The organism is Nitrospirota bacterium (assembly GCA_016214855.1).
In the GTDB taxonomy this organism is placed as follows: Bacteria; Nitrospirota; Thermodesulfovibrionia; order Thermodesulfovibrionales; family UBA6898; genus UBA6898.
In genome coordinates, this window is the sequence record JACRMT010000002.1 from 178105 (window position 1) to 204133 (window position 26029).

The 26029-nt window shown below is 49.9% G+C and carries 29 protein-coding genes and 1 tRNA gene; 11 read left to right on the forward strand and 19 right to left on the reverse strand.

Going from position 1 to position 26029, the window contains the following annotated elements:
- Position 1 precedes the first annotated feature (1 nt).
- From HZB62_00935 to HZB62_01000, 14 genes are all read right to left on the reverse strand, one after another.
- Positions 2-1255 carry a hypothetical protein gene (locus HZB62_00935; protein MBI5073729.1) on the reverse strand — a complete coding sequence of 418 codons (1254 nt, stop codon included), beginning with the start codon at positions 1253-1255 and terminating at the stop codon, positions 2-4.
- Positions 1256-1267: 12 nt separating this feature from the next.
- Positions 1268-1939 (reverse strand): class I SAM-dependent methyltransferase, encoded by a 672-nt coding sequence (locus HZB62_00940; GenBank protein ID MBI5073730.1) that lies wholly within the window; start codon positions 1937-1939, stop codon positions 1268-1270.
- Entirely contained in the window at positions 1927-2715 is a 789-nt protein-coding gene (locus tag HZB62_00945; protein MBI5073731.1) for an outer membrane lipoprotein-sorting protein, read from the reverse strand. Before HZB62_00945 ends, HZB62_00940 begins: the two co-directional genes overlap by 13 nt.
- Before the next feature lie 22 nt (positions 2716-2737).
- The gene (locus HZB62_00950) at positions 2738-3205 is read right to left on the reverse strand and encodes a (Fe-S)-binding protein (GenBank protein ID MBI5073732.1); all 468 of its coding nucleotides are present in this window, start codon (positions 3203-3205) and stop codon (positions 2738-2740) included.
- Between the two features lie 12 nt (positions 3206-3217).
- The gene (locus HZB62_00955) at positions 3218-3943 is read right to left on the reverse strand and encodes a (Fe-S)-binding protein (GenBank protein ID MBI5073733.1); all 726 of its coding nucleotides are present in this window, start codon (positions 3941-3943) and stop codon (positions 3218-3220) included.
- Positions 3940-6237, reverse strand: coding sequence for an MMPL family transporter (locus HZB62_00960; GenBank protein MBI5073734.1), 2298 nt, complete (start codon positions 6235-6237; stop codon positions 3940-3942). Before HZB62_00960 ends, HZB62_00955 begins: the two co-directional genes overlap by 4 nt.
- 51 nt (positions 6238-6288) lie before the next feature.
- Positions 6289-6711, reverse strand: a complete 423-nt coding sequence (locus tag HZB62_00965; GenBank protein ID MBI5073735.1) for a DsrE/DsrF/DrsH-like family protein — start codon at positions 6709-6711, stop codon at positions 6289-6291.
- 21 nt (positions 6712-6732) lie between these two features.
- Positions 6733-7053 (reverse strand): winged helix-turn-helix transcriptional regulator, encoded by a 321-nt coding sequence (locus HZB62_00970; protein MBI5073736.1) that lies wholly within the window; start codon positions 7051-7053, stop codon positions 6733-6735.
- Entirely contained in the window at positions 7050-8237 is a 1188-nt protein-coding gene (locus tag HZB62_00975) for an FAD-dependent oxidoreductase (GenBank protein ID MBI5073737.1), read from the reverse strand. The genes HZB62_00970 and HZB62_00975 overlap by 4 nt, the downstream gene beginning before the upstream one ends.
- Before the next feature lie 22 nt (positions 8238-8259).
- Positions 8260-8547 (reverse strand): hypothetical protein, encoded by a 288-nt coding sequence (locus HZB62_00980; protein MBI5073738.1) that lies wholly within the window; start codon positions 8545-8547, stop codon positions 8260-8262.
- Positions 8548-8579: 32 nt separating this feature from the next.
- Positions 8580-8933 (reverse strand): DsrE family protein, encoded by a 354-nt coding sequence (locus HZB62_00985; GenBank protein MBI5073739.1) that lies wholly within the window; start codon positions 8931-8933, stop codon positions 8580-8582.
- 135 nt (positions 8934-9068) lie between these two features.
- Entirely contained in the window at positions 9069-9299 is a 231-nt protein-coding gene (locus tag HZB62_00990) for a DsrE family protein (GenBank protein ID MBI5073740.1), read from the reverse strand.
- A 735-nt stretch (positions 9300-10034) separates the two neighbouring features.
- Positions 10035-10364 carry a winged helix-turn-helix transcriptional regulator gene (locus HZB62_00995; protein MBI5073741.1) on the reverse strand — a complete coding sequence of 110 codons (330 nt, stop codon included), beginning with the start codon at positions 10362-10364 and terminating at the stop codon, positions 10035-10037.
- An 83-nt stretch (positions 10365-10447) separates the two neighbouring features.
- The gene (locus tag HZB62_01000) at positions 10448-10780 is read right to left on the reverse strand and encodes a winged helix-turn-helix transcriptional regulator (GenBank protein ID MBI5073742.1); all 333 of its coding nucleotides are present in this window, start codon (positions 10778-10780) and stop codon (positions 10448-10450) included.
- 133 nt (positions 10781-10913) lie between these two features.
- Between HZB62_01000 and HZB62_01005 the strand changes: the two genes are divergently transcribed.
- The 8 genes from HZB62_01005 (at position 10914) to nusB (ending at position 17605) form a co-directional block, all read left to right on the forward strand.
- Positions 10914-11855: an ROK family protein gene (locus HZB62_01005; protein MBI5073743.1), complete on the forward strand. Its 942-nt coding sequence runs from the start codon at positions 10914-10916 to the stop codon at positions 11853-11855.
- A gap of 6 nt (positions 11856-11861) precedes the next feature.
- On the forward strand, positions 11862-13649 hold the full coding sequence (gene lepA / locus HZB62_01010; GenBank protein ID MBI5073744.1) for an elongation factor 4: 1788 nt from the start codon (positions 11862-11864) through the stop codon (positions 13647-13649).
- A complete protein-coding gene (gene lepB, locus HZB62_01015) occupies positions 13646-14347 on the forward strand; it encodes a signal peptidase I (protein ID MBI5073745.1) in 702 nt (233 codons plus the stop codon). Before lepA ends, lepB begins: the two co-directional genes overlap by 4 nt.
- Complete coding sequence (locus tag HZB62_01020; protein ID MBI5073746.1) at positions 14344-14691, forward strand: hypothetical protein; 348 nt, start codon at positions 14344-14346, stop codon at positions 14689-14691. Before lepB ends, HZB62_01020 begins: the two co-directional genes overlap by 4 nt.
- A complete protein-coding gene (locus HZB62_01025) occupies positions 14692-15327 on the forward strand; it encodes a riboflavin synthase (protein MBI5073747.1) in 636 nt (211 codons plus the stop codon). It begins immediately after the preceding gene.
- Between the two features lie 42 nt (positions 15328-15369).
- A complete protein-coding gene (locus tag HZB62_01030) occupies positions 15370-16584 on the forward strand; it encodes a bifunctional 3,4-dihydroxy-2-butanone-4-phosphate synthase/GTP cyclohydrolase II (GenBank protein MBI5073748.1) in 1215 nt (404 codons plus the stop codon).
- Positions 16585-16602: 18 nt separating this feature from the next.
- Positions 16603-17064 (forward strand): 6,7-dimethyl-8-ribityllumazine synthase, encoded by a 462-nt coding sequence (locus HZB62_01035; protein MBI5073749.1) that lies wholly within the window; start codon positions 16603-16605, stop codon positions 17062-17064.
- A 127-nt stretch (positions 17065-17191) separates the two neighbouring features.
- Entirely contained in the window at positions 17192-17605 is a 414-nt protein-coding gene (gene nusB / locus HZB62_01040; protein MBI5073750.1) for a transcription antitermination factor NusB, read from the forward strand.
- Positions 17606-17644: 39 nt separating this feature from the next.
- Here the strand turns inward: nusB and HZB62_01045 are convergent, their stop codons facing one another.
- From HZB62_01045 to nifA, 5 genes are all read right to left on the reverse strand, one after another.
- Positions 17645-19627 (reverse strand): PAS domain S-box protein, encoded by a 1983-nt coding sequence (locus HZB62_01045; protein ID MBI5073751.1) that lies wholly within the window; start codon positions 19625-19627, stop codon positions 17645-17647.
- A gap of 158 nt (positions 19628-19785) precedes the next feature.
- Positions 19786-19863: transfer RNA gene (locus HZB62_01050), tRNA-Pro, on the reverse strand.
- A 73-nt stretch (positions 19864-19936) separates the two neighbouring features.
- Positions 19937-20680: a tetratricopeptide repeat protein gene (locus HZB62_01055; GenBank protein MBI5073752.1), complete on the reverse strand. Its 744-nt coding sequence runs from the start codon at positions 20678-20680 to the stop codon at positions 19937-19939.
- 72 nt (positions 20681-20752) lie between these two features.
- Positions 20753-21292, reverse strand: a complete 540-nt coding sequence (locus HZB62_01060; protein MBI5073753.1) for a class IV adenylate cyclase — start codon at positions 21290-21292, stop codon at positions 20753-20755.
- Between the two features lie 662 nt (positions 21293-21954).
- Positions 21955-23478 carry a nif-specific transcriptional activator NifA gene (gene nifA / locus HZB62_01065; protein MBI5073754.1) on the reverse strand — a complete coding sequence of 508 codons (1524 nt, stop codon included), beginning with the start codon at positions 23476-23478 and terminating at the stop codon, positions 21955-21957.
- 90 nt (positions 23479-23568) lie between these two features.
- Between nifA and HZB62_01070 the strand changes: the two genes are divergently transcribed.
- The 3 genes from HZB62_01070 to HZB62_01080 all read left to right on the forward strand — a co-directional run bounded on the left by HZB62_01070 (position 23569) and on the right by HZB62_01080 (position 26025).
- Positions 23569-24819 carry an Nramp family divalent metal transporter gene (locus tag HZB62_01070; GenBank protein ID MBI5073755.1) on the forward strand — a complete coding sequence of 417 codons (1251 nt, stop codon included), beginning with the start codon at positions 23569-23571 and terminating at the stop codon, positions 24817-24819.
- Between the two features lie 143 nt (positions 24820-24962).
- Complete coding sequence (locus HZB62_01075; GenBank protein MBI5073756.1) at positions 24963-25640, forward strand: type 1 glutamine amidotransferase; 678 nt, start codon at positions 24963-24965, stop codon at positions 25638-25640.
- 46 nt (positions 25641-25686) lie between these two features.
- Positions 25687-26025, forward strand: a complete 339-nt coding sequence (locus tag HZB62_01080; protein ID MBI5073757.1) for a P-II family nitrogen regulator — start codon at positions 25687-25689, stop codon at positions 26023-26025.
- Positions 26026-26029: the final 4 nt, after the last annotated feature.

Genomic DNA, 26029 nt, shown 5'->3' on the forward strand with positions numbered 1-26029 from the left:
ATTAAAACTCATATCGCAACTGAAAATAGACATTGTCGTTTTTATCCAACTGCCCGAACTGGCTCCATTGTTCTCCGCCACCGAAGATGTTGGCTCCGATCGCTGCCCAGACATGGTCAGATAAATTATACTTTACCTCAGGATTAAGCAGGTAATCGCCGTCGGAAGGGTTCCAGAAGGAAAACACGGAAAGCCGCAGTGTCTGATGCATCAGAAATTGCGTAAGCCTCACGCTGACGAGTTCATGCAATCTTCTTTCCTGAGGAAATCCTGGAGGAAGATTCTTCTTGTATTCAGCATAATCATGCATGTACTCAGCGTAATACTGCACACCCACGGTAAAATCCTCCCAGAGCTGTCTCTGATAACCGAGCAGGAACCGTGTCTGGGAATTCGGCATCATTGGATCAGTGCCGCTTCTATCTTCTCTTGCATCGTAGTACCCGGCTTCGAGGCTCACAACACCATCAAGTGCCTTGCCCTGAAGGCTCGCGCCATAGACTGTAAGCTTCGGATAGAAGAGGGTAAGCTTTGCCGGCATCATCGAATTGTCAGGCATCACTGACGGCTGCCTGAAAAAGCCACGATAATAATACAGTGCAGCGTCATAGCCAGCAATATCCCGATACGCTCGAAACGCAACTTCCGTGTTTTTCAGTGTTGTTGCAGGCTCTTTCTTTTCACGGTCAATAATAGACGACATGGGATCAAACATCCAAAACCGTTTTGCATTAGGGAATTTATTCGGTTCAAAAAATGGAATAATGACAAGCTCAAAGGATGCAAAACCGGGATATGCGCCGATCTTTATGCCGTCTACGCCTTTTTTCAGGTATTCCATCGGCCTGCCTGAAAAGAATGCCTCATAGTCCTTTGGGAAAAAATCATTAATGAAGATCAGGTCTCCAAGGCCCCAGGTCAGGATCTGCCTCCCCGCCCGTATGTCCCAGCTCGATGCAGTGTAATCGATGTATCCCTCCCGCAGTTCAAGATCAGCTCTTCTGTCGATATGGTCATAGAAGGCCTCGGTCTTGATAAAAAGATGAAGCGGCTCTCTGGACAGATCGAGCTTTAACTGTATGCGCTCCTCAGCAAGCTTGAAATTGCCTCCGTCAGGATTTGACCTCCCGGCATCGAAGGAATAATTGCCCTGCAGGAATCCGTGAAGCGGGATGTCAGCAGCATGGGCAGAGAGCGACAGGCAGCAGAAAAAAAACAATGACAAAAAAATTGATCTTAAATAGTTTAAATTCATATATTCCCCGGCCTACGACTTTTTCGCCAATATGCAGACAAAGCCTGCATCTTTTATCAAGACTTCACACGTCTCTTCTTTTTGCAGATTTTCTGATGGTGGCTGGCAGAGCGCTGAGGAGTATTGCTCTGCTTTCATGCCCTCGTTTATAAGCATGGCCTGTACCTCTGCAATGCTGAAAAAGTTCGCGTATTGGTAAATAGAGTCCTTTTCTCTGCCTTTCTGCATATAAGACCTTCCCCATGGGCTCTCCCGATTTATTAGACCGATGACCACGCCACCGTCTCCTTTCAGAACCCTGCGGGTCTCTGAGATAACCTTTTGTGGATCCTCCACAAAACAGAGGGTAAACAGAATGAAGACGCAGCCGAAAAAGCTGTCAGCGTAAGGAAGTTTTTCGCCAAAGGCCTGCGCAACATTTACGCCTCTTTCCCTGGCCATAGTGAGCAATGCTTCTGAAGGCTCAACGCCGTATCCTATTCCAAGCGCCTTTGCAAACCTTCCGGAGCCGACTCCTATTTCAAGAAAGGGTGGCGATAAATTCTTCATCAGGAGTCGTATCGCTTTCACCTCAGCATCAAAAAGAATGCGGCCGTCCGGATCGTCAAACCAGTGATCATACTCTTCTGCATGAAGAGAGAAGGCTTCAGCTGCTGAAGTTGCGTGCCTGCTCAGTCTATCCACTTTTTCGGCGGCTGCTTGAGAAAGCGCTCAGTAAAGAGACTGTCCTCAATGTTAATGTTGTAGTCCACCTTGCTATAGGTAACCTCTGTGGAATGACCACTCTGAAGGTTCTTCATTGTTCGCTTTGTGATGGTGGGCAAGCTTTTCACATCCTTTATTTCATCCGCGGTGAAAGTCTTATACAGGTCTCCGCGCTTGTCATAATACTCTTCCTTCATCGGAAGGGAGTTTGTCTTGTCGATCCAGGCAAGCTTGTAACTGTAATCAACATCAGCAGTCTTCGGGGTGCTTTTTATCACATAACAGTCCCTTGCACCGAGTTTTTCCTCTTTACTTATTGCATGCGTATCATCTTCGATATCCCTTCCGGATACGTCCTCATAGGTGAAATCCGAACCAACAAAGCTCGACCGCTTGTCCTGAGCTGCAATTCGGCGCACCATGCTGATAGCCGGAACGAACAGCCATCTGTCATCATCTTTCTTCGGATATTTGTACACCATAAAGGTCATGTCCTTCACATCTGCCGGCTGAAAGAAGTATATGAAATACTTTTGATCGCCGCCGGTCTCTCCAAAGTTCTTTCTGAGCATGGTCATCTCCCTGACCCTTTCCTGTCCACCTTTGCTCACAAGCTTCATTACTACTCTTGCCTTGAAGTCCTTGCCCGGATACAGGAATGCGGCCTGGGACTTTTTCATTACCTCGTCGGCAGTTACGGCAAAAACCTCCATCGGCAGCAGAAGCGCCACTAGTAGCATCACCAATTGTTTCATGTCAATCCTCCATGTAGTTATTTTATTCCAATTGACCTGCGATCAATTCCATTATGTCCGTAATCCGAATCTGCTTGTCATGTCCCTGCATCGCCTCGTTTACCTGCGCATAGCAGGCAGGGCAGCTGAGGATAAGCCGGTCTGCTTTCTTTGCTACGGCCTCGTCAATCGTCAATCTCCCCATTGCATTTGCATTCTCCTGAAAAACCTTGCGCGCAGCTCCTCCGGCACCACAGCAGCGCGAGTCGAGGCCGTGACTGTCGAATTCGAGGAGTTCTATGCCCTTCACACTTCTCAGCACAGCCCTGGGCTCCTCGATCACACCGACTCCTCTGCTCAAATAGCAGGGGTCATGGTAGATCAGACGTTCGTTCAGTTCTTTCTTCAGCTTCAGCTTTCCATTTTTCAATGCCTCGGTGACAAACTGCGTGATATGCCTGATCTTGAAAGGCAGCTCCTGTCCGTATATTGATGGCCAATCACGGGCCATGATATTTACGCATCAGGGACAGGACGTGAGCAGCAGCTTTACCCCCTTTGCCTTGTACCCTTCCACAAGCCTTTTGACCAGGTCTTCAAGCATGTCATGCTGACCTGAAATAAACAGAGGGAAGCCGCAGCAGACCTCTTCCTCAGGCCCCAGCATGGTGAAGCGATCGCCGATAGCACTTAGTACGAGAACGTCACCCTTTACCATCGGCTGCGCTGAATATGCACCTGTGCAGCCTGCATAATAGGCGATTTCAGCATTTTTCTCGACCTTCACATTATCGGGGAACCAGGGACTGAATCTCTCTTTGGCCGGCATGTTGTAAGGGTTTCCGGTATTTTTGATCACCTCGGGCATCTTGGCCTGGCCCCCGATAGGGCCGATGCCGCGTTTGACCATCTCTTTCCTCAGCATAGGCCAGAGACGCTGTGTAAAGATGCCCACAGCACAGTGCTGTCCGCAGGCGCCGCAGGTAGTGCATTCAAATACAGCCTTTGTGAAATCCTCAAGGAGCCGATTGTCGATCCTGTCCGGTCCCATCAGCTTTGCCTTGAGCCCCTCGGTCGCTTTTATGAACTCCTTGAAAACTCGGATCTTTTCTGGCGGTGAGATGGCAGGATCGCTTTTGACGTTCTGCACCGGGCAGAACTGCAGGCACTGTCCGCACTGTGTGCAGGCATCCAGCTCGATAAGCTGCTGAGGGGTGAGGCTATTCGTAAAGCAGTCTTTCGGTTTCATCTCGACTTAAGCAGCCAGCCCTGCATGAGCGTGATGAGGGCAGGCAGATAGATAAGTGTCATTACGGCGCTCAGGAGCATCATGCTCACAATGAACGCGCCGACGGTTATATAAGGCGTGAGCGGCGCGAATATCATCACGGCGAAGGAAGCGGCAAAAAGGATTGCATTTCGCATGATTCCTTTTCCGGGCCGCGCTGCGGTCCAGAGGAGAGCATCAGACAAAGGCTCTGTTGGAACTTCCTTCAGTCTCTGCCGCAGTCTGGACACAAAATGGATAGCAAAGTCCACGGCCATACCAAGCGAGAGGCAGGAAAGCACGGATATTGGCATATCAAAGTCTTTCCCAACATAGCCGACTACGCCGTACAGGAGCAGGACTGTGAAAAGCAGCGGTGCGTACCCTACAATTGCCCATTTCAGAGAGCGGAAATCATAGGCAAGTATGCCGAAGACAACCACCAGCGCAAGAATGAACCCCTTTACCATGTCCCCAAGCACCTCGTCATTCCAGACAAGATTGAAATAGGCGATGCCGGCTGGTTTCATCTCCATGGAAGTGGGATTGCTCTTCTTGTATTCTTCAACTGCCTTTATAACCTCTCTCATGGCATTGGCATCCCATGTCTTGAGCTGCACCCAAATGTTTGCGCTCTTAAAGGGATAGTCAACGACATTGTCCAGGTCTGACGGTTTGGCAGACATCGAAAAGAGGAAGATATACTGGCCAATCATCTCTTTTGTCTCCGGCACAGCATCATACTTAGGGTTATCGTCATGGAGCACGCGGTTTATCCGCTTCACGTAATCAACAACTGACGTTGTCTTGCCGACAACAGGCAGCTTTTCGAGATGTTGCTGGAGCCCCTCTATATACCGCATTGCCCCAGGTGTCTTGATGTAATCGTCTTCCTTTGCAATGGCCACTACATAGCCGAGCGATGTGCCGCCGAGGGCCTTGTTAATTGCCGTATCAGCGACTCTTACATCGCTGTCTTTTTTGAACCACTCTACCAGGTTATTGTTCACGACAATCTTTGACAGTCCGATGACTGCTATTACAAAGAGGATGAGTCCGACCAGAACAGTCTGCTTTGGATGATGCGCTCCGAATCCGGCGAGACCTCTCAAAAATTCTGAACCCCTGCCTGCATCGATATCTTCTGCATGGGCTATTTTCGCCAACTTCTCGTCCTTCACAAAGGTGAACATGGCAGGTATAAAGCTAAAACTGAGAATTCTGAGGGCAATAGTGCCGAAGGCAACAAGACCGCCAAAGACCTTAACTGGAATGATGTTCATAAAAAGAAGCACGCCAAAGCCTGCTGCTGTTGCAAGTGCGGTGTTCCTCACCGGGCGGCTTACCGCCTGCATGGTCTCGATGATCGCTCTTTTCTTGTCCTTTGTCTCTCTGTAGCGGAAGTAAAATTCATTGAAGATATGCATGCTGTCTGTTGCGATCGCCATAAGAAAGACCGGCGCCATGGAACTCATGATATGGATTGGGAAGCCCAGTCCGATGAGGAGTCCCATACTCCAGACAATGCTGATCATGGCGTCCATCATCAGCGTGATCGAGAGGAAAAGATCCCTGAACATCAGATATCTGACAATAAGCATGACCATGCCTGCAATAGGTGCGAACAGGGCCATGAGCTTGAACATATCTGCGCCGAAGGTGTCGCGGGCAACCGGATCACCGGCAACATAGTATTGTTCATCTCCCTTTTCTTTTTTGACAATCTCCCGTATGTTGTCTGCGATCTCCTTGCCGTTTGAGCCCTTTTCGAGCGGGACATAAATGGCTGTTGTCTTGCCGTCCTTTGAGATGATACGGTTCAGAAAAAGAGGGTTCTCATACAGCATCTTCCTGAGATATTCGAGCCCCTTTTCATCTTCAGGAGCTTTTGTCATCAAGGGAGCGACCTTTAACGCTGCGTCTTCTACGGTGACATTGTCTATGGTCGTAAAACTGGACACATCCCTTGCTGCAACGCCCTTGAGCTTAAGTATTTCATCCGTGATCCTTTGAATCTTTCCGAGTGTTCCTGTGTTGAGAATGCCTTTTTCGTTCACAATGCCAAGGGCAATCATGTCCTCGTACAGGCTGAAGGTCTTTTCGACCTCATCGTTCCATACCCTCACATCAGACGTTGCGGGGAGCATGTTCTTCGGATTCGTGTCGGTCCTCATCTTCGGAAACTGCGTCATGAAGGCCATGGTGACGAGTATTGAAAGCACCACAATTAGTTTCGGATGATTTACCGAAAATTCAACAAGAGAAAACTTTTTCATTAGGCCCTCCTATACATTCATATATGTCGATATTTGCATGGATATTCGTTTTTAGAAAGTCAGATTCATGTCTGCCGGAACCATAACTTCTTTGTAGTAGGTCGCTGGATTTGCCAGTTCCACACCCTCCACAAAGTCAGACTTTGACATGCCGAACAGAGGGACGTTAAGAGGGCAGGCAAGCATCTTTGCCCCTTCTTTATAGAGCATGAAGAGCATCTCCTCGACCGTGGGAAGTTCCATCTCTTCCATTCTCTTCATCACAGCCTCACCGATCTCCTCAGGTTGATCAGGCATGCATTTCAGATCCTTCACCTTGTCTTTGTGAATCGCGATGACCCCGCGTGAACCGAAGAAGATCGTGACATTAGAGCCCTCCCTCAAGAGGCTCAGAGCAGTCATTGCGGCATTGAATACCTGGCAGAGTTCATCATGGAAGCACATCACTGATACATTTTTTATTACCTTTGTCATGACATTTCCCCTCTTATAACGTTATATATGTTCCTGCTGATGCACGGGAGAATTTTCCATAAGCTGTGCCAGGGCATCCTGCATAAGACTGCATGCCACACTAATATTATTGTTCGCTATTCTGTAATAAATATTAATACCGTCCCTTCTTGTTTTAAGAATCCTCATCTTCCGCATAACTGACAGATGCTGCGATGTATTGGCCTTTGGGATGCCGAGTTCCTTCGTGATATGGCCGGCAGACAGTTCTCCTGTCTTGAGCAGGTTAATTATCTCAAGCCTCCTCGAATTGGAAAAGGTTTTGCAAAACTCCGCATGAAAATCTAACACCTCTTTTTTCATGGCAGCCCGCTCAGTCCGTTTTTCATCTTATAGAGAAAGTATTTCTCAAACCCGACCTTCATCCATTTTGCCCATATGCCTTTTTTTGTAAATGACGACTGGCGCGGAGGGAGTACCGGAGAGGCCTTCATCAGCGCGGCTGTGTTGCCCATATCCATCAGGCAGACAACACTCAATTCGTCCATGGCTGGCGGCGGTGTGCCTTTAATATCAGAATAGATCGTGGCAGCCGCTGTCTTTGCCATCTTTACGGTCATGAAGCCTGTCTTTGGAACGCCGGTAGGTACGGGAGTAACCTCAGGAGGCGCTATCGCCATAGTCACGCCGATGGCAAAGATATTCTTGTGTTTGGTATGCCTGTAGTTCTTGTCAACAGGGATAAAGCCCCTCGGGTTGCCTAAGGGTGCAACAGCAGGCACGCCTTTGAATGGCGGGGCTATCATGGCGAGTTTAAAAGGTATCTTTGTCCCGTCTTTCAGCTTTATCTCACCAGGCGTCACTTCTTCAATAGCCTGGCTCACAACTGATTTGATGTCCCTGTCTGCGAACTCGTCTTCCATGAAGCGCTTCGAGTTTCCAAGCCCTCCGACACCCATATGGCCGAGATACGGTTCAGACGTGAGATAGATGATCGGCACCTTATGCCGCATCTTCCTCCTTTTCAGTTCATCATGCATCTCAAAGGCAAGCTCATAGGTGGGGCCAAAGCAGCTGACCATCTGGGAAGATCCGACAACAACAGGTCCAGGGTCTTCGAGAATCTTCTTCCATGTCTGGCCTGTCCTGACAGCGTGATCGAGGGTGAAGGTGCAGTCAGTGTATCCCTTGTCAGGGCCAAGACCGGGTATCTCATCAAATGAAAGATGAGGCCCTGTTGAGATGACGAGGTGATCGTATGAGAACTCTCTTGTTGCAGTCTTGACCTTCGATGTCTCAGGATCTACCCCTATCGCGGCTTCATGGATGAACTGGATTCCCTTTGATTTAAGTATTTCACTGACATTCAGTGTGATATCCTCAGGCCCTCTCCAGCCCATGATCAGCCATGGGAGCGAAGGCAGAAATACGAATCGGTTATCTTCGCTGATAACCGTAACCTCTGCCTGCGAGCCTAACAGCCTTTTTATCTCAAAGGCTGCTGTAAGCCCTCCGAACGAGCCTCCTAAAATTACTATTCTTGCCATAGCACACTCCCCCTTTGTATTATTAGAACATGCCAACTACGTTATTGCTTTCCGTCATCAAATCCACAAGCCCATCATAGGTAATCTCTTTTGCGCGCCGGTCCGACTCAATTGAATTCAGTCCGCGGAGTTTGCGATCATCTGAAAGCACATATGCAGTCCCGCAAAAACCCAGGTCTTCAAGGTGTTCCTGCTGTATAAAATAGACCCCGTTTTGCAAGAGTACTACGTCAGCGGCCAAGTCTCTGGCCATTTTAACACCCCTTCTCCCATCTACTGTGTCTGGTGCGCTTCTTACTATTACAAGCATTTATGTTCTCCTTTCAGATCTATGAGTTGCGATCAAAAGATCATTGTTTGGTCAGCTTCTTTTAACAGAGAGGCTATATCTGATTCGTTTTTGACCTGCACGCCTGCAGGAAGCTCTTCTTCTTTTACTGACTGTAACGCCAGTGAAAGATAATCAGCATACACATCCACGCCCATATCAACACAGTCCTTCAATGTGGACTCCAGATTTGTAAAACCGGTCCCTGTATCGTCCTGCCCCTTTTTGGCAAGGAGCACGCCTCCGTCAACCAATATGAGCGACACTTTCCAGTCGCCCGACGCCGCACCCAGCGCATGTCTGACAGCTTCTGCTGCATTAATATCGCCATACGGCGGTTTTCTGAGTATCATTGCTATATGTCCCATGGTATCCTCCTATGCACCGATATTAAGCCAGACGTCACTTTCACCCAGGGTCTTAAACAACCCTTTGAGCGATCCGACCTCTGCACCTTCAAGATAATTGTCTTTCGCCGCACGGCGATAGTTTACACAGCCGCCTCAAAGGAAGACCTTGAGTCCCTTCTGAATAAGTCGCGTAAACTCTTCCTCAGCATTTGTAATCCCCTTCGCCTTTTGAGCTTTCAAAAAGCAGTAGACTCCATCTGCCGAAGCGATGAGGTTAACGGTGTTTCCCTTTGCCAGCGCAGAGTCTGCAAGTCGCACTGTTGTGAGTGTGTTTTCATAAGAGTACGGTGATGTCGAGAGGTACAGCGTCATCGTTTTGCCCATTTGTTTCCTCCTTTATGGCAGATGGGTTCTGCCCATCTCCTGAATGATCGCGGACTTCAGCTCCGCAATAGATACATCCTGACCCTTGAATACAATAGTGTCGTTGATCGCAAGCGAAGGAAATATATTTAAAGCTCTTCGGCTCAAGAAAGACATCTCCGATTTACTGATAATTTCAACATCGAAGGTATAGTTTCGGGAAAGTTCCATGACCACGGAATGGACATTCGTTCACCGGTTCCCGGGAGGACTGTTGAAATATAATGTGATCAGCATAGCGTGTTATCCTTTCATCCCTAATGACCTGTGATTATCTGATACCCATCCGCAGCCACGGTTATCGCTATGATCACGGCGATCGCAGACTTGAGGTATAAGGAGCAGGGGGATAAAGATGGCTCCGCCCAGACCAAGAAGCAGAAGAGCGACAAGGAAAGGGATGTCCATGATCATCCCGCGTTGAGAAGAGCGGTCTTCAGGTTTTCATAAGTGCTTACGCCGTCGCTTACGATGATCAGGTCATTAATTGCTATGGACGGGCAGGCCGGAGGCTTGCTCTCTGACTGGTACTCCCGGGAGGTTTTGCTGATAATAATTATTTTTGCTCCGAATTCCTTTTCAGCCGACCTGGCTGCTTCAAGGTTAGTCTGTCAACGTTTGCCCATGGGGTCATTGACGTAGAGGCTGATGATCTGCGGTCCCATATGAGGCCTCCTATTTTAAAGATGATGGTAGCTATCTGCGCCTTGCGCCCGGATAGGTGCCCTTTTTTGTCACCGGACAGCAGGCCGGTGCCGGCAGTTCTTCGATATAGTCTTTTTTCAGGATCTCAAGCAGGTCAGGGATGATCGGGTCTTTCAGAAAGTAACATCTGAGCCTCCCGTCCATATAGTGGTCTATCAGCCCCTGCCGTCTGAGCAGAGAGAGATGCTGGGAAACATTCGGCTGGCTTATCTCAAGGAAGTCTTCGAAATCGCTTACGCATTTGACGCCCTTCAGGAGTTCTTCAAGGATCCTGATGCGGACCGGATGCGCGATGGTCTTCAGGACTTCTACTTTATGCATTATGGACCTCATTACCGCAAGCCTCCTTTTAAATACATGCAAACATTAGCATACTTGAATGTATTTGTCAAATAAAAAAGAGCTCAGCCTTTTGCGACAATATCGATGAGCTTCGATTTCTCCTGCATCTGCTCTGTCAGGACCTCGCGCATGAGGATACATGCCTGGATCACCTTTGCATTGGAAACGCTGTAGTAGATATTTACACCGTCCCTGCGCGTTCTGAGAATGCCTCTGTGCCTCATGACAGCAAGGTGCTGCGAGACATTGGCCTTGGGAACGCCTAATATCTCGACCAGGTCAGTGACGGTCTTTTCACCATCTTTCAGTGCATTCAGGATCTCAAGTCTCTTGGGGCTTGCGAGGGTCTTGCAGACCTCTGATTGCAGTTCAAATAATGTCTTGTCCTGTTTCATATATGCGTATTCTATTGACTGTGATATGAAAAGGTCAAGGGAATCTTTCCTGTAACTTCCTTTACTCAAAGGAATATTTTGTGATAGACTTTAAAACTTCATTTATTTTCCGCATAATGACTGCATAACAACTATGACTGCAACGAAAAAATATGCCATAGGTATTGACCTCGGGGGGACAAACCTCAGGGTCGCACTTGTCTCCGAAGACGGCGAGATCGTTCGCAAGATCAAGAAGCCGTCGTCAGAACCGGTGCTTGATGCAATCTTGTCTGCTATCGATGAGATAAAGCAGCCTGAGATCGTGGGGATCGGGCTGGGCGTTGCCGGTCTGATCGACAGAAAGCGGGGCAGGGTCTTTATATCGCCCAACCTTCATGCCATAGAAGGCATTGACCTGGTAAGGGAGATACGGCACAGGTTCAATGTTCAGGTGATGATCGAAAATGACGCCAATGTAGCTGCTCTGGGCGAAAAGACAGCAGGCGCCGGAAAAGGCTTTGATAATTTTGTTCTGCTTACCCTCGGCACCGGCATCGGCGGCGGCATTATTCATAAAGGGAAGCTGCTTGATGTATCGGCCGAGATCGGGCATATGAGCATTAATGCGGATGCAGAGAAATGTCCCTGCGGCAATATCGGCTGCCTTGAGACTTATGCCTCGGCCCGGGCCATGATAGCCAAGGCTGTGATCATGCTCGAAAAGGATAATGAGAGTATTCTTAAGGAATGCTGCAAGGGAAGTATCTATAAGATCACGCCTGAGGACATTTACCGTGCAGCGCTCGAAGGGGATGCGCTCTCCCGTGAGATCCTCAAGGATGCCGGCCGTTTCCTTGGTGTAGGCATTGCGAACATTATCAATATCATGAGCCCTGAGGCGATCATACTCACCGGCGGTCTTGTAGGCGCATGGAACATTTATGTGCAGGAGGCCATCAAGGAGGCTTCGCGGAGGGCGTTCAAAGAGCTCTTTGATGCGGTGAAGATCATCCCTTCCTCGCTCGGCGACGATGCCGGCATTGTCGGCGCTGCAAGCCTTGTCTTTATGGAAATCTCAGGAAAGACCTCATAGGAACAGATGTCTAAGAATATCCGCAATTTTTCTATCATCGCCCATATTGACCATGGCAAATCCACGCTTGCCGACAGGCTGCTCGAGTTTACCGGCGCACTTTCCAAGCGCGAGATGCAGGCGCAGGTGCTGGATTCGATGGACCTCGAGCGGGAGCGGGGCATCACGATCAAGGCCCATGCGGTCAGGCTTAACTATCAGGCCGATGACGGCAAGGAATATATCCTTAATCTTATCGACACGCCCGGTCATGTTGATTTTTCGTATGAGGTCTCAAGAAGCCTCGCGTCCTGCGAAGGGGCACTGCTTATCGTTGACGCAAGCCAGGGTGTTGAGGCCCAGACGCTTGCCAATGCATACCTTGCTGTTGACAATAACCTTGAGATGATCCCGGTCATAAACAAGATCGACCTTCCGAGCGCTGATCCCGAAAGGGTGAAGGAGCAGATCGAAGATGCCCTGGGCATAGACAGCTCTGATGCGATCCTTGCAAGCGCAAAAGAGGGCATCGGGACCAAGGAGATACTCGAAGCGATCGTGAAGAAGGTGCCCGCGCCGCCTGGCGACGAGGATAAACCTCTGAAGGCGCTTATATTCGATTCGTGGTTCGACAATTACCAGGGAGTCATAATGCTGGTGAGGCTTTTTGACGGAAAGGTAAAGGCAGGCAAGAAGATCCTTCTGATGGCTACAGAAACTACGTTTGATGTCCTGCAGGTCGGCATATTCAGCCCTAAAATGACCTCTGTTGAAGAGCTTACGGCAGGAGAGGTCGGATACATCATCGCAAGCATAAAGAACGTGGCTGACACAAGGATCGGCGACACGATCACGGATGCGAATAAGCCGGTGACCGAGCCCTGTCCCGGGTACAAGGACATAAAGCCGATGGTCTTCTGCGGCTTTTACCCGACCGAAACGCATCAGTATGAGAACCTCAGAGATGCGCTGAGCAAGCTCAGGCTCAATGATTCATCATTCAGCTTTGAGCCGGAGACATCGCTTGCCCTTGGCTTCGGCTTCAGGTGCGGATTTCTCGGGCTGCTTCATATGGAGATCATCCAGGAGAGGCTTGAGCGCGAGTTCGGCCTTTCTCTCCTGAGCACTGCGCCGACTGTTGTATGCAGGGTCACGTTGTCAGATGGAAGCGTCATATTCATCGAAAACCCTGCTTCGCTTCCTGATCAATACGAAAAAATTGAAGAGCCTTACGTGCTTACGACCATCTTTGTTCCAAAGGAATTTATCGGCCCGATTCTCGATCTCTGCCAGGAGAAAAGAGGTGCGCAGAAGGGTTTTCATTTTGTCGGCAAGGACAGGATCAAGGTCGAATATGAACTGCCTTTGAACGAGATTCTCTGGGACTTTTATGACAAGCTCAAATCTTTTTCCAAGGGATATGCTTCCATGGACTATGAGTTTCTGGGATACAAGGAATCGGATCTGGTAAAGCTCAATGTTATGTTGAACGGCGAGATCGTGGACGCCCTTTCCTTGATAGTTCACAAGGACAAGGCTTATTATAAGGGGCGTCAGCTTGCGGAAAAGCTGCGGGAGAGCATCCCGAGGCAGATGTATGAGGTTGCGATCCAGGCAGCAATAGGCAGCAAGATCATAGCGCGCGAGACGGTCAAGGCAATGAGGAAAGACGTTATTGCCAAGTGTTATGGCGGCGACATCTCGCGGAAGCGCAAGCTGCTCGAAAAACAGAAGGAGGGCAAGAAAAGGATGAAGCAGGTGGGACGGGTGGAGCTGCCGCAAGAGGCCTTTCTTGCGATCCTGAAAGTGAAATGAGCGAAGGAAGAATACATGAGGGCACGGCAGTGACAGAAGACGCATCCCTGAGGCCGGAGCGCGGGCATAGGGGGAAGAAGGAAAAGTCGGTAATCCGTGAGAATATCGAAGCGATCCTGATAGCACTTCTGATAGCCATCGTGGTCAGAACGTTTGCGGTCCAGGCCTTTAAGATCCCCTCCGGCTCGATGCTCGAAACACTCCAGATCGGCGATCATATACTCGTAAATAAAATTGTTTACGGTACGCCTATTGATATCCCTTTTACCGATATCAACCTCTTCTGGATGCCCGGTTTTTATAAACCGCAGAGGAATGATATCATTGTTTTCAAGTATCCCGAGGATCCGAAAAGGGACTTCATAAAGAGGGCCGTAGCGGTTGGCGGCGATGTAGTAGAAGCCAGGGATAAGGTTCTTTATGTGAACGGCCAGCAGGTCAGCGAACCCTTTGCTGTCCGCAAGGATGATATGATCAGGCCGAGAAGCATGGACAAGAGGGACAACTTTGGGCCTCTTACCGTCCCCCAGGGAAAAGTATTTGCCATGGGAGACAACCGCGATCAGAGCTATGACAGCAGATTCTGGGGTCCGGTCGACCTGAAGCAGATCAAGGGCAAGGCGGTCATCATTTACTGGTCCTGGGATACGTCAAAGAAATGGAACCATCTTAATAGAATCGGGAGGCTCGTAAAATGATGCGCGATCCGGGCGAAAAGGGATTTATCAAGACGTTGTTCGGCTTTCTTCTCCTTGTCGCCATTATAGCGGCACTGATCCTTCTCGGCAAACCCTATTACCGCTCTTACACACTTGGCGCACATACGCGGGATTATCTGAAGACGGAGATCGGAGAGGTAGCCAAGATCCGGGAAAATGTTATGAAGGACGCGAACGAACTGGGGATCAAGCTGAACGAGTCTGATCTTTCGGTGACCATCGATAACAAGGTCGTGAAGGTGAAAGCGACATGGAAGGATACCGTGGACTTCTGGGGTTATTATCAGAAGACGTTCGATTTTGAGCTGTATGAGGAGTATTGATTGTTCACCGGTCTTGTTGCTGCATTGGGAGATATTGTTTCACTTGAGAGAAGGGGTAAGGGTGCAAGGCTTTTTCTTGAGGCAGAGGCCCTCAGCAAGGAAGCAAGGCTTGGCGACAGCATAGCCATAAACGGCACCTGCCTTACGGTCGTCGAGGTTCGGGGAAAAACTCTGGCTTTTGATATCTCTGATGAGACACTGAGATCTTCGAATCTCGGAGATCTCAAGGTCAGGGACAGGGTCAATCTTGAACCTGCACTGCGTTTGAACGACAGGCTCGGCGGTCATTTTGTGACCGGCCATATTGACGGCCCCGGCAGAATTCGTTCAAAGAGCCTTGAAGGTGAAGTGTTCAAGATCGTCATCGAGACGGAGCCCTGGATAGCAGAATATCTTGTGGAGAAAGGTTCGGTCGCGGTTGACGGCATCAGTCTGACGGTCGTGAATGTGATGCGGGACGGATTTTCGCTTGTGATCATTCCCCACACGGCGCAACTGACCACTCTCGGGTTCAAGGGACCCGGTGACCGGGTGAATGTTGAGGTCGATATCCTGGGCAAATATGTCGCAAAATATCTGAATAAGGGCAAGGATGCAGACCTCATGCAGACCCTCAAAACTTCAGGATTTGTGTAGAAACAGAATTCGAAGACATACGCCGGAATTAAAGGAGCCAAGATGCAGCAGAAACATAAATTCAATACCATAGACGAAGCTCTCGAAGACATTGTAAAAGGGAAGATGGTCATCCTTGTCGATGACGAGGACCGGGAGAACGAAGGCGACCTCTGCATGGCAGCAGAAAAGGTCACGCCTGCAGCAATCAATTTTATGGCAAAACACGGCAGGGGGCTTATCTGTCTTTCACTGACCGGTGAAAGGGTTGAGGAACTGAAGCTGCCGATGATGTCCGAGGCAAATACCTCTTCCTTCGGCACTGCATTTACGGTTTCGATTGAGGCGAAGAAGGGCGTAACAACCGGAATATCTGCAGCAGACCGGGCAGTGACGATCCTGGCTGCGATCAACCCGAAATCAACGCATGAGGATCTTGCCCGGCCGGGACATATCTTCCCGCTGAGAGCAAAGCGCGGTGGCGTACTGCAGCGTGCGGGTCAGACCGAGGGTTCTGTTGACCTTGCCCGTCTTGCAGGACTGAACCCTTCCGGTGTGATCTGCGAGATTATGAATGAGGACGGGACCATGTCGCGGGTCCCTGAGTTGATGGAGTTCGCGAAGCATCATCACATGAAGATCGTGACTATAAAGGACCTGATCAAGTACCGGACAAGGATCGAGAGATTTGTCCGGCGCGAAACAACAACCGTTCTTCCGACAGATTACGGAGATTTCACGGTCATTGCCTATGCGAATGATGTTGATGCAAATGTTCATCTTGCGCTGGTGAAGGGTGAGATCAGCAAAAATGATGCAGTCCTTGTAAGAGTACACTCTGAGTGTCTGACCGGCGATGTTTTCGGGTCAAAGAGGTGCGACTGCGGAGAGCAGCTGCATAAGGCAATGAAGATCATCAGCAAGGAAGGCCAGGGCGTGATCCTCTATATGCGGCAGGAAGGCCGCGGTATCGGGCTTGTGAACAAGCTCAGGGCTTATGAGCTTCAGGACAAGGGACTCGATACGGTTGAGGCGAACCTCAAACTTGGGTTCAAGCCGGACCTGAGGGATTACGGCATCGGCGCGCAGATCCTCGTTGATCTTGGCGTGCGCAAGATGCGGCTTATGACGAATAACCCGAAGAAGATCGTCGGCCTTGAAGGATATGGTCTTAAGGTTGTCGAGCGGGTGCCGATGGAAATTAATCCGCACGAGCGGAATCTCGTTTATCTCAAGACAAAGAAGAAAAAGCTTGGCCATATGCTGAGTAATGTATAAAGGCAACAGGAGGAAACCATGAAAGTTATCCAGGGTGAGTTACAGGCAAAGGGACTGAAGTTTGCGATTATCGTGAGCAGGTTCAATGATTTTATCACCGGCAAGCTCCTTGATGGCGCAGTGGACGCCCTTCTGAGGCATGGTGCAAGGGACGAAGATATTGATGTCGTAAAAGTTCCGGGAGCTTTTGAGATACCTCTTGCAGCCAAGAAAGTTGCAGCGAAGGGCTCTTACGACGCCGTGATATGTCTTGGCACGGTCATCAGGGGTGCAACGCCTCACTTTGACTATGTTGCGGCAGAGGTCTCCAAGGGTGTTGCATCAGCCTCGCTCGATACGGGTGTGCCGATCGCCTTTGGCGTACTCACCACAGATACCATTGAGCAGGCAGTTGAACGGGCAGGCACCAAGAGCGGCAACAAGGGATTCGATGCTGCTGTCACTGCTATTGAAATGGCGCAGGTGTTCAAAAAGCTCTAAGCTGTCAGCACTCAGCTTTAAGCAAATGAACTATTAGTGAGATTATTTTTGATGAATAAACAGATCTTGTTTTCTGCATTTTATTTTCCATGCTGATAGCTGAATGCTGTGAGCTTACAGCTTCCTTATGAATCGTCGCAAGGCCAGGGAATTTGCCCTTCAGATGCTCTTTCAATATGAATTTACCGGACACCGGTCTGATTTCAGGGCAGTGGAAGACCTTGATCCGGCAAAGAAGGAACACAAGGATATCAAACAATTTTCGGAAGAGCTCGTCAGCGGCACCCTTGAGCACCTTGACGAAATAGACGAAAGGATCCGGCAGGCTGCAGAACACTGGAAGATGGACCGCATGGCCTCGGTCGACAGAAACATTATGCGCTTTGCGGTCTTCGAACTCCTGTACCGGAATGACATCCCCCCCAAGGTGACGATCAATGAGTCGCTTGAAATAGCAAAAAAATTCTCTTCCTCAGAAGCAGCCTCATTCATCAACGGCCTCCTGGACAAGATAGCCCGAGAGAGCAGAAAGAAATCATAGCAAGAGAAAGCCGGAGCGTTTAGATCAGGGACCCTGCTCTTATTTATAAGAGGTTATGTCTTTTATTGCGCGTTTCAGTTCATCAAGTTTGTAGGGTTTGGGCAGAAAACCGCTGAAGCCATAGTCCCTGAAATTAGCCATGATGGGGTCGTTGGAATAGCCGCTTGAGACTATTACCCTCACCTCGGGATCATACTCGAGCAGGTTCTTCATGGCTTCCTGGCCACCCATGCCGTTTTGTATGACCAGGTCAAGGATCACAGCTTCAAACGGCATGCCGGCTTCTTTGGCTTTCCGATAGTGTCTCAGCATCTCGACTCCGTCCGTTGTCAGCTCTGCCTCGAATCCGCACTGTAGGAGAAGTCTCTCAACCACAACACGAACGATCTCCTCATCGTCCATCACCAGGATCTTTCCCTTTCGGAGCGGATGGACCGTGAATGCTTCGGCGGCAGCCTGTGGTTTTTCCTGCATGGCGGGCAGAAACAGGCGGAACGTTGTTCCTGCCCCAAAGTGGGACTCAGCGGTAATATGACCATGGTGTTTCTGGACTATGGCAAAGGCACTCGCAAATTCCAGGCCGCTTCCCTCTTTGTCTGCCGCACTGAAGGGATCAAAAAGAGTCTGCAGTTCTGCTTCAGGGATACCGCGCCCCTGATCTTCTATTGCGATCATAACGTATCTGCCCTCCCTGAGCGGAAGTGCCGATGAATGACCTATGATCGTGTTCTCAGCAGATATTGTTATTCTGCCGTCCTGGGGCGTCACCTGCTGAGCATATCTCAGCAGCGTATCAACTGCCTGGCTCACCTGACCTTCATCGACTTCAATGGTCCACAGGCCGTCGGGAAGCGCGAGTTCGCAGGAGATATTCCTCGCGTCTGCTGAAAGCCTGACAAGGTCCCTCAGCAGTTCCTGAATGGATACGACCTTCCTGACCTGAATGCCTCCTGTTGCAAAAGAGAGGAGTTGAGATGTCAGATCTTTTGCACGCAGCGAAGCCTTTTCTGCCTCGAGCAGAACATCATACACTTCAAACCCCGGCTTGGCATACATTTTCGCCAGCGCAAGATTGCCGATTATGGCAGTCAGGATGTTGTTGTATTCATGGGCAATACCGCCGGCAAAAGCACTCAGGGACTCAAGTTTTTGGCTCTTCCGTATTTCTTCTTCCATTCTTCTGCGCTCTGTGACATCCAGTAATGTGCCGATAATAGCTGGTTTGCCGTCGATCTCTGTTTTTGTTCCTTCAGTCTCAAGCTCTATTATCGTGCCGTCTTTCCGCTTGCCTCTGAGAAAAGCGTGGGATATGGACGCTTCTCCTGAAAGAAGGCTCTGAATATTTCGCTCTGCAGTGCCGAGGTCTTCCTCAACGATCAAACCTGACAGGGGCAAAGACGCAATCTCTTCCTGGGTGTATCCAAATACATCTGCTGCCTTCGGATTGACATAGGGGAATATCCCATTCTGAAAGATGTAGATGCCCACGAGGGAATGTTCAACGAGGCTCCGAAATTTCTCTTCCGCATGATGCAGTGCTTCTTCCGTCTTTCTGCGAGAGGTAAGATCCCGAACAACTTCGATGCCGGCAATTATCCTGCCTTGAGCATCTTTGAGTGCAGATGCTGTTATCTCGACACTCAAGATCCCTTTTTCCGGCGCTCCCGGTTTCTCAGCCGTATGGGTATTCCCATCCATGAATGACAGAGCGACGGGACATTTGTCACATGTGGTGTCGCGATTTACGTATGCCTGATAGCAAAGCTCTCCTGGGTGGGCTCCCACCAATTTTTTGTGCGCTTCATTTTGATAGAGAACTCTGAAGGAGGTATCCTGGACACTGACAGGATCACCGATAGCATTGAGAATGGCCTCTATTCTGTTTTTTTCTTCCTCTGCATTCTGCATGGAAGTATGGACGCGCTCATCGGTCAGCAGGGCTGCCTCAAGTTCAGCTACCCGGCGCCGGAGCGCAGGTATGTCATCCGCCGGTTGCGGCTGTTTTTTCTCGCTGCTGCTCACCGGCAATCACCGGGAAAAAGGAATTGTGCTATAGCCTTCATAATGGATGTAAGCTTACCACTTGGCATGTCTACTTTGCAATGAAGAGAACGCTTCCGGCAGAAGGTTTTGACGCAGGCTGGGACACGGTTGTGCATTGGCCGGCACCGGGATAATGCTGGTCGGGGCGAGAGGATTCGAACCTCCGACCCCCTGCTCCCAAGGCAGGTGCGCTAGCCAGGCTGCGCTACGCCCCGAACTATTTAAAATACAGGAGAGCTCAATAAAATGTCAATAAGCAGCAGCTTGTTCGGGCATCAACAATAAAGATCAATATTTCAGTATTTCAAGGTAGTCAGAGAAGTCTTTCTGGTCGGAATTTGAAGCTCCGAGTTTTCGTATCAAAAAATCTTCGGCGGCTATTTTGGCGTTTCCCTTATATTGAGGATTCAGGACTATGGCACGTGAAAGAGCGGCTGAAGCATCGCCGTATTTGCCTGTAGCATTATTACAAAGCGCGAGACCCAGATAGGGGAGATCAAAATTAGGAGACCGTTTAATTGCCTCCTTATAGGCCGTAGCAGCTTCGTCGTATCTGCCCAGTCGATAATAGGCTTTTCCCATATTGACAAATGCCTTTTCAGGTGTGGCATAGAACAGGTTTGATACGGCCTTTTTATAAAAGGGAATCGCCGCATCAAACTTGCCAACTTTTGCGTATGCAAACCCCAGATTATTATATGCGTCTGAATAGTCAGGGTCTATCTTCACCGCCCTCTGAAAGAAATCGATGGCCATTTCGTTTTCGTCAAAGTCGAGCAGATAGATTATGCCTATGGCATAGATCGCTTCCTTGTTTCGGGGGTTCAGCTCGTAGGCATGCTGGAACTCTACAAATGCCTGTTGAATCTTGCCCTCACCATAATAGCCGACTCCTATTTTGTAGCGTGCGGCAGAATTCTGTATGGCACTATCAGTAGAAAATGTAGCGCAGGAAACGGTGAGCATGAGAAAAAAGAGAATGAAAATATGCGCGATCAGCTTCATCGGCTCTGTTTGCCGTGCAATAGTCATGATTCCGTTACCCTATCAGATGTCAGCGGGCAAGTAAAGAAGAAAGTGCCTGCCGGGAGGAGCCAGCTGTTTTTACGAAGGTGTTCTCTTGGGCTCATAATATTGAATAAGTTCAGTGACATCCCAGGGCCTGCATTCATGTCTGCTAAAGCCCAGAGCTTCAGCGCAGCGGCAGATGGTTTCTATGTCTCTGCCCTCAATTTCGAGGAATTCCGGGATGTAGCCGTGCGGACCGCAATAACGGTCGAGCTCAACGTGCGTGCCATCGACGAGTTCATAGCTCGTTCTGTGCTTCTGCATAACGAGCCACGGAGCGTATCCGAGGCCTTCAAGAAGCATTTTCATCTCGCCAAATCCGCAGACCTCAACTTCGTGCTCTGCCTGCTCTTTTGCCCATGCGTTTTCCCTATGCATCTTAAGCGCAAGATTGACTTTTGCTCCTTCTTTTCTCAATCTGAGTGCCTTCCCGGTCTTTTTCAGCTCATTATCCGGAAGATCATAATATATGGCATGAATATCGTCGTCAAAGATCTTCTTTGCCCCGAGAGCAATAAGCTTCTTTTCTATGGACTCTTTATTAATTTCAAGAATTTTGACTTCTATTTCTATCATGTCCCGCCTATCCTGATCTCTCAGCTCTTCACCTGCCTCATCAGTCCATAATTATAATGTTTTATAGATGAAAAGGAGAAGGAGCGTTAGGAAATGGCCAGAGGATGCCGAAGAATCACATAAAAAGAGCCATATCCGGGCTTCTTTCTTTGGACAGCCTCTGCTCCGCTGATGTTTTGCAAAAGCCCTTACATCCTGAGAGTGTCCCAAAGCCCTTCTATGGCTCCAGAATACTTATTAAGCTCCGAACCAGAGGCTGATTCATGATCCGCGGGGGAGCCGTCCTTGACGTTAACAGCGGAATCTTCTCCCGTGTTTAACTCACCGACCGCTCAACCTCCGATTCAGAGTTTCCTGGTTCTTATCCCTGACCTCATCTTAGCGCTCTTTTTACTGTTCGTCAATATCTATTTCTGTTTATCAGGCAGGTTCTTACTATTCGATGACAATAGCGCGAAAGGGCAGGAATACATGACGCTCCGGCTTCTGCATCCTTGAACTTTTCGAAATTTATGAACCACGCTTTTTCATCTTTCATCTCGAAGACAGGGGATATAGTTCAGCAGGCCGGGCAGCCGGTGCATAAGCAGTAATCAATATACGGGATCAACGGCTTTCTCAGGACAGGTTATGATAATGAGGCGGCAGGAGACAGGGGAGCGTCACGACTGTTTAAGATCGTATTTCTTTACTTTGTACCCGATCTGACGCGAAGTGATGCCGAGGATGCGGGCGGCCTTTGCCTGGTTCCAGCCGGTGCGTGTGAGAACTTCGAGGAGCCTTGTCTTTTCGATATTCTCAATGGCAGAGGGCAGGGCATCCTTCATCTCTGCCGCAAACGTTGCCTTGAAGGAATGGTCCCGGATATTGATCGGAAGGTCAGTTTTCGTCGCTGCTTTGCCTCCGCACATGACAACAAGCCGCTCGATCGTATTCTCAAGTTCCCGCACATTGCCAGGCCAGTCATAATTCATAAAAATGTTCAGGACCTCCGGGCTGACCTGCACGGACTTATTATTTTCTTTGTTGTATTTTTTGAGGAAGTATTCCTGAAGCAGAGGGATGTCCTCTCTCCGCTGGCGAAGCGCAGGCAGGAAAACAGGCACGACGTTCAGGCGATAGTACAGGTCTTCCCGGAATGTGCCGTCCCGTACCAGGTCTTCGAGGTTCCTGCTCGTTGCCGCAACGAGACGGACATCGACCTTGATCGTCTTTTCTCCGCCGACTCGCTCAAACTCTTTTTCCTGAAGCACCCGCAGGATCTTGGGCTGGAGCGTCAGAGGCAGATCGCCGATCTCATCAAGGAAGATCGTGCCGCTGTCAGCAAGCTCGAACCTTCCTTTGCGCAGTGCCGCAGCGCCGGTGAACGATCCCTTCTCATGGCCGAAAAGCTCTGATTCAAGCAGCCCCTCGGGGATGGATGCACAGTTGAACTTGATGAATGGGCCTTTGGCGCGCGGGCTCATAAAATGGATCGCTTTGGCAACGAGTTCCTTGCCGGTGCCGCTCTCACCGCGCAGCAGCACGTTCGCTTTAGAGGGCGCGACCCGGTGGACCGCTTCAAAGACCTCCTGCATGCTGTCTGACTGGCCTATGATATTCTCAACATTATATCGTGACTTGAGCTGCTGCTTAAGCCGCTCTTTCTCTTCCTGCATGGCCTCGCGCTCGCGCTCCACTTCCAGATGGAGCTTGACGGATTGTGCCACGAGCGAGGCAATGATCTTCAGGAGCCTCAGGTCTTCTTCAAAGGAAACGCCTTTTGCGCCGAAGAGCCTGTCAACGCTCAGCACGCCGAGGACCTCGTTCTTGAACTTGATCGGAACGCAGAGGAAGGCGATATTCTCTTTCCTGATCATCTGACGGGCGCCTGTCTTGTTCAGGAAAAGCGGTTCGTCGCCGATGTTCGGGATAACGATGGGAGATCCCAGCTTTGCAACGCGGCCGATGATGCCTTCACCAAGCTTGTACCTGCCGCGTTTGATCTCCTCTTCTGACATGCCGTGCGCAGAAAGGATCGAGACCTCGTTGTTATTTCTGAGCGATACGGTGCCGCGCTTCATATCAAGATATTCGGAAAGGACGCGCATGACGCCCCTGAGGTTCTGCTTCAGATTGAGCGATGAACCGAGAAGTTTGCTGATCTCGTAGAGTGCTGTCAGTTCAAGGGTCTTGTCGTTTTTCATGTCGGTATTCTGCAAAGTCCGTTTAAGAAATAATACACTATTTAAGGAACCGCTGCACACTCCGCACGTAAAGGCGGTAGAATAATCATTATGAGCCTGAAGACCATATTCGGCAAACACAGCCCAAAACTCGGGGCATTGGAGATCCTCAAATATATAGGCCCTGGATTTCTGGTGACCGTCGGGTTTATCGATCCCGGCAACTGGGCATCCAATGTGGCAGCAGGCTCGCAATACGGGTATTCTCTGCTCTGGATGGTTACGCTCTCGACCGTTATGCTCATTCTGCTTCAGCACAACGCAGCGCATCTCGGCATCGCCACCGGCCTCTGTCTTTCCGAGTCGGCGACAAAACATTTTCCGAAGCCTGTGAGCAGGATATTCCTCTTCAGCGCCATGCTTGCCTCAGTTTCGACCGCCCTTGCCGAGATCCTTGGCGCCGCTATCGGCCTGAACATGCTCCTCGGACTGCCGCTTACGGTCGGCGCAACGATCACAGCGGTACTGGCCTGCATCATGCTGATCACGAACAGTTACAAGAAGCTTGAGGTATGGATCATCGGTTTTGTCTCTCTGATCGGTCTTGCCTTTATCTTCGAACTGAGCCTGGTGCCGGTACACTGGGCCGACGCTGCAAAGGGCTGGGTCGTTCCTGCGCTGCCTGCTGGCTCACTGCCGGTGATCATGAGCGTGCTGGGTGCGGTTGTGATGCCGCATAACATTTTTCTTCACTCAGAGATCATTCAGTCCAGACAATGGAACATTGAGGGCGAAGACGTGATCAAGAAGCAGCTCAAGTATGAGTTTATAGATACCCTTGCTGCCATGCTTGTGGGCTGGGCCATCAACAGTGCCATCATACTGGTGGCTGCAGCGGTCTTTCATGCGAACAGCACTGTGGTTACGGATCTGCCCCAGGCCGAGGCAACACTCAGGCCGCTTCTGGGCAATGCAGCCGGAGCGGTCTTTGCGCTGGCTCTGCTGATGGCAGGCTTCTCTTCATCCATCACCGCGGCCATGGCAGGCGGCAGCATCTTTGCCGGTATATTCCGGGAGCCCTTTGATATGGCAGATTCCCATTCTCGCATCGGTATTATCATCACCTTCGCCGGCGCGCTTACTATAGTTTTTTTTCTGAAAGATCCTTTTCAGGGCATCATCTGGAGCCAGATCGCTTTAAGCCTGCAGCTTCCATGGACCATCTTCTCTCTGATCTCCCTGACTTCGTCCCGGGACGTGATGGGCAAGTTCTCGAACTCCGGCCCCGACAAGATCGTGCTGTGGCTGTCGGCAGCGATCGTTTCTCTCCTGAATATCATGCTCCTGATTCAGATGCTGTAGCAGCGGTTTCATCGCATATTCCATGCCTTTTTTTTGAGCATGCCTGCCTTAAAATCAGGCAATCATTGTGCGGCGATAAGCTGTAACATGTTGTTTTAAAACAAAACATGCTATGGCAGGCATATTGCCTTAAGAATAATGGTATGTCGATCCTGATACTGAAGAATTTTGCGACTGAGGGGCCGGGCACTATAGAGGATTTTCTTGTGCAGAACAATATGCACTATACTGTCGTGGATATCGCGCGGCATGCTGTCGATTCCGGAGACGGGTTTGATACCCTGATCATGCTCGGCGGGCCGATGAGCGTGAACGACGAGGACAAGTATCCCTATCTGACCGATGAAATGAAGCTTGCCGAGCAGTTCATGAAGGCAGGCAAGAGAGTATTCGGCATCTGCCTTGGTGCGCAGCTTATGGCAAAGGCGCTCGGTGCAAAGGTCTATCCGGGGCCGGAGAAGGAGATCGGCTGGTATGATATCGAACTCAGGGATGCTGGATCGACAGATCCGCGGATGGCACACCTTGCGACAGATGGCAGGAACTGCAAGGTCTTTCAGTGGCATGGAGAGACCTTTGATATCCCGCAAGGGGCAGAGCGGCTTGCAATGTCAGGTCTTTACCCGAACCAGGCATTCAGGTATGGCAATAGTGCCTATGCATTTCAGTTCCATATCGAGGTGTCAAAGCAGATGATATTTGACTGGCTGAAACATGAGCCTGTTGATATGAAGAAGATCGAGCAGGAGACTGCGGCATATTATGCTGGCTATGCTGCACGGGCGCAGAATTTCTATAAGGTATTTTTTCTTGCGGGCTGACAAGCGGAACGGCTTGCAAGCTTACAAGCTACTAAGGAGGTGAGATATGAAGAAGATAGAGGCGATCATTAAACCCTTCAAGCTGGATGAGGTGAAGGACGCCCTGAACGAGATTGGCATTCAGGGCATGACCGTGACCGAAGTAAAAGGATTTGGCAGGCAGAAGGGTCACACAGAGCTGTATCGCGGGGCTGAGTACATCGTTGATTTCATCCCCAAGATCAAGCTCGAGATCGTGACGTCAGACAGCCTTGCAGTCAAGGTGGTTGAGACCATAGAGAAGGTGGCCAAGACCGGCAAGATCGGCGACGGCAAGATATTTGTCTCTGCTGTAGAAGAGGTGATCAGGATCAGGACAGGAGAGCAGGGTGAAACGGCAGTGTGAACAC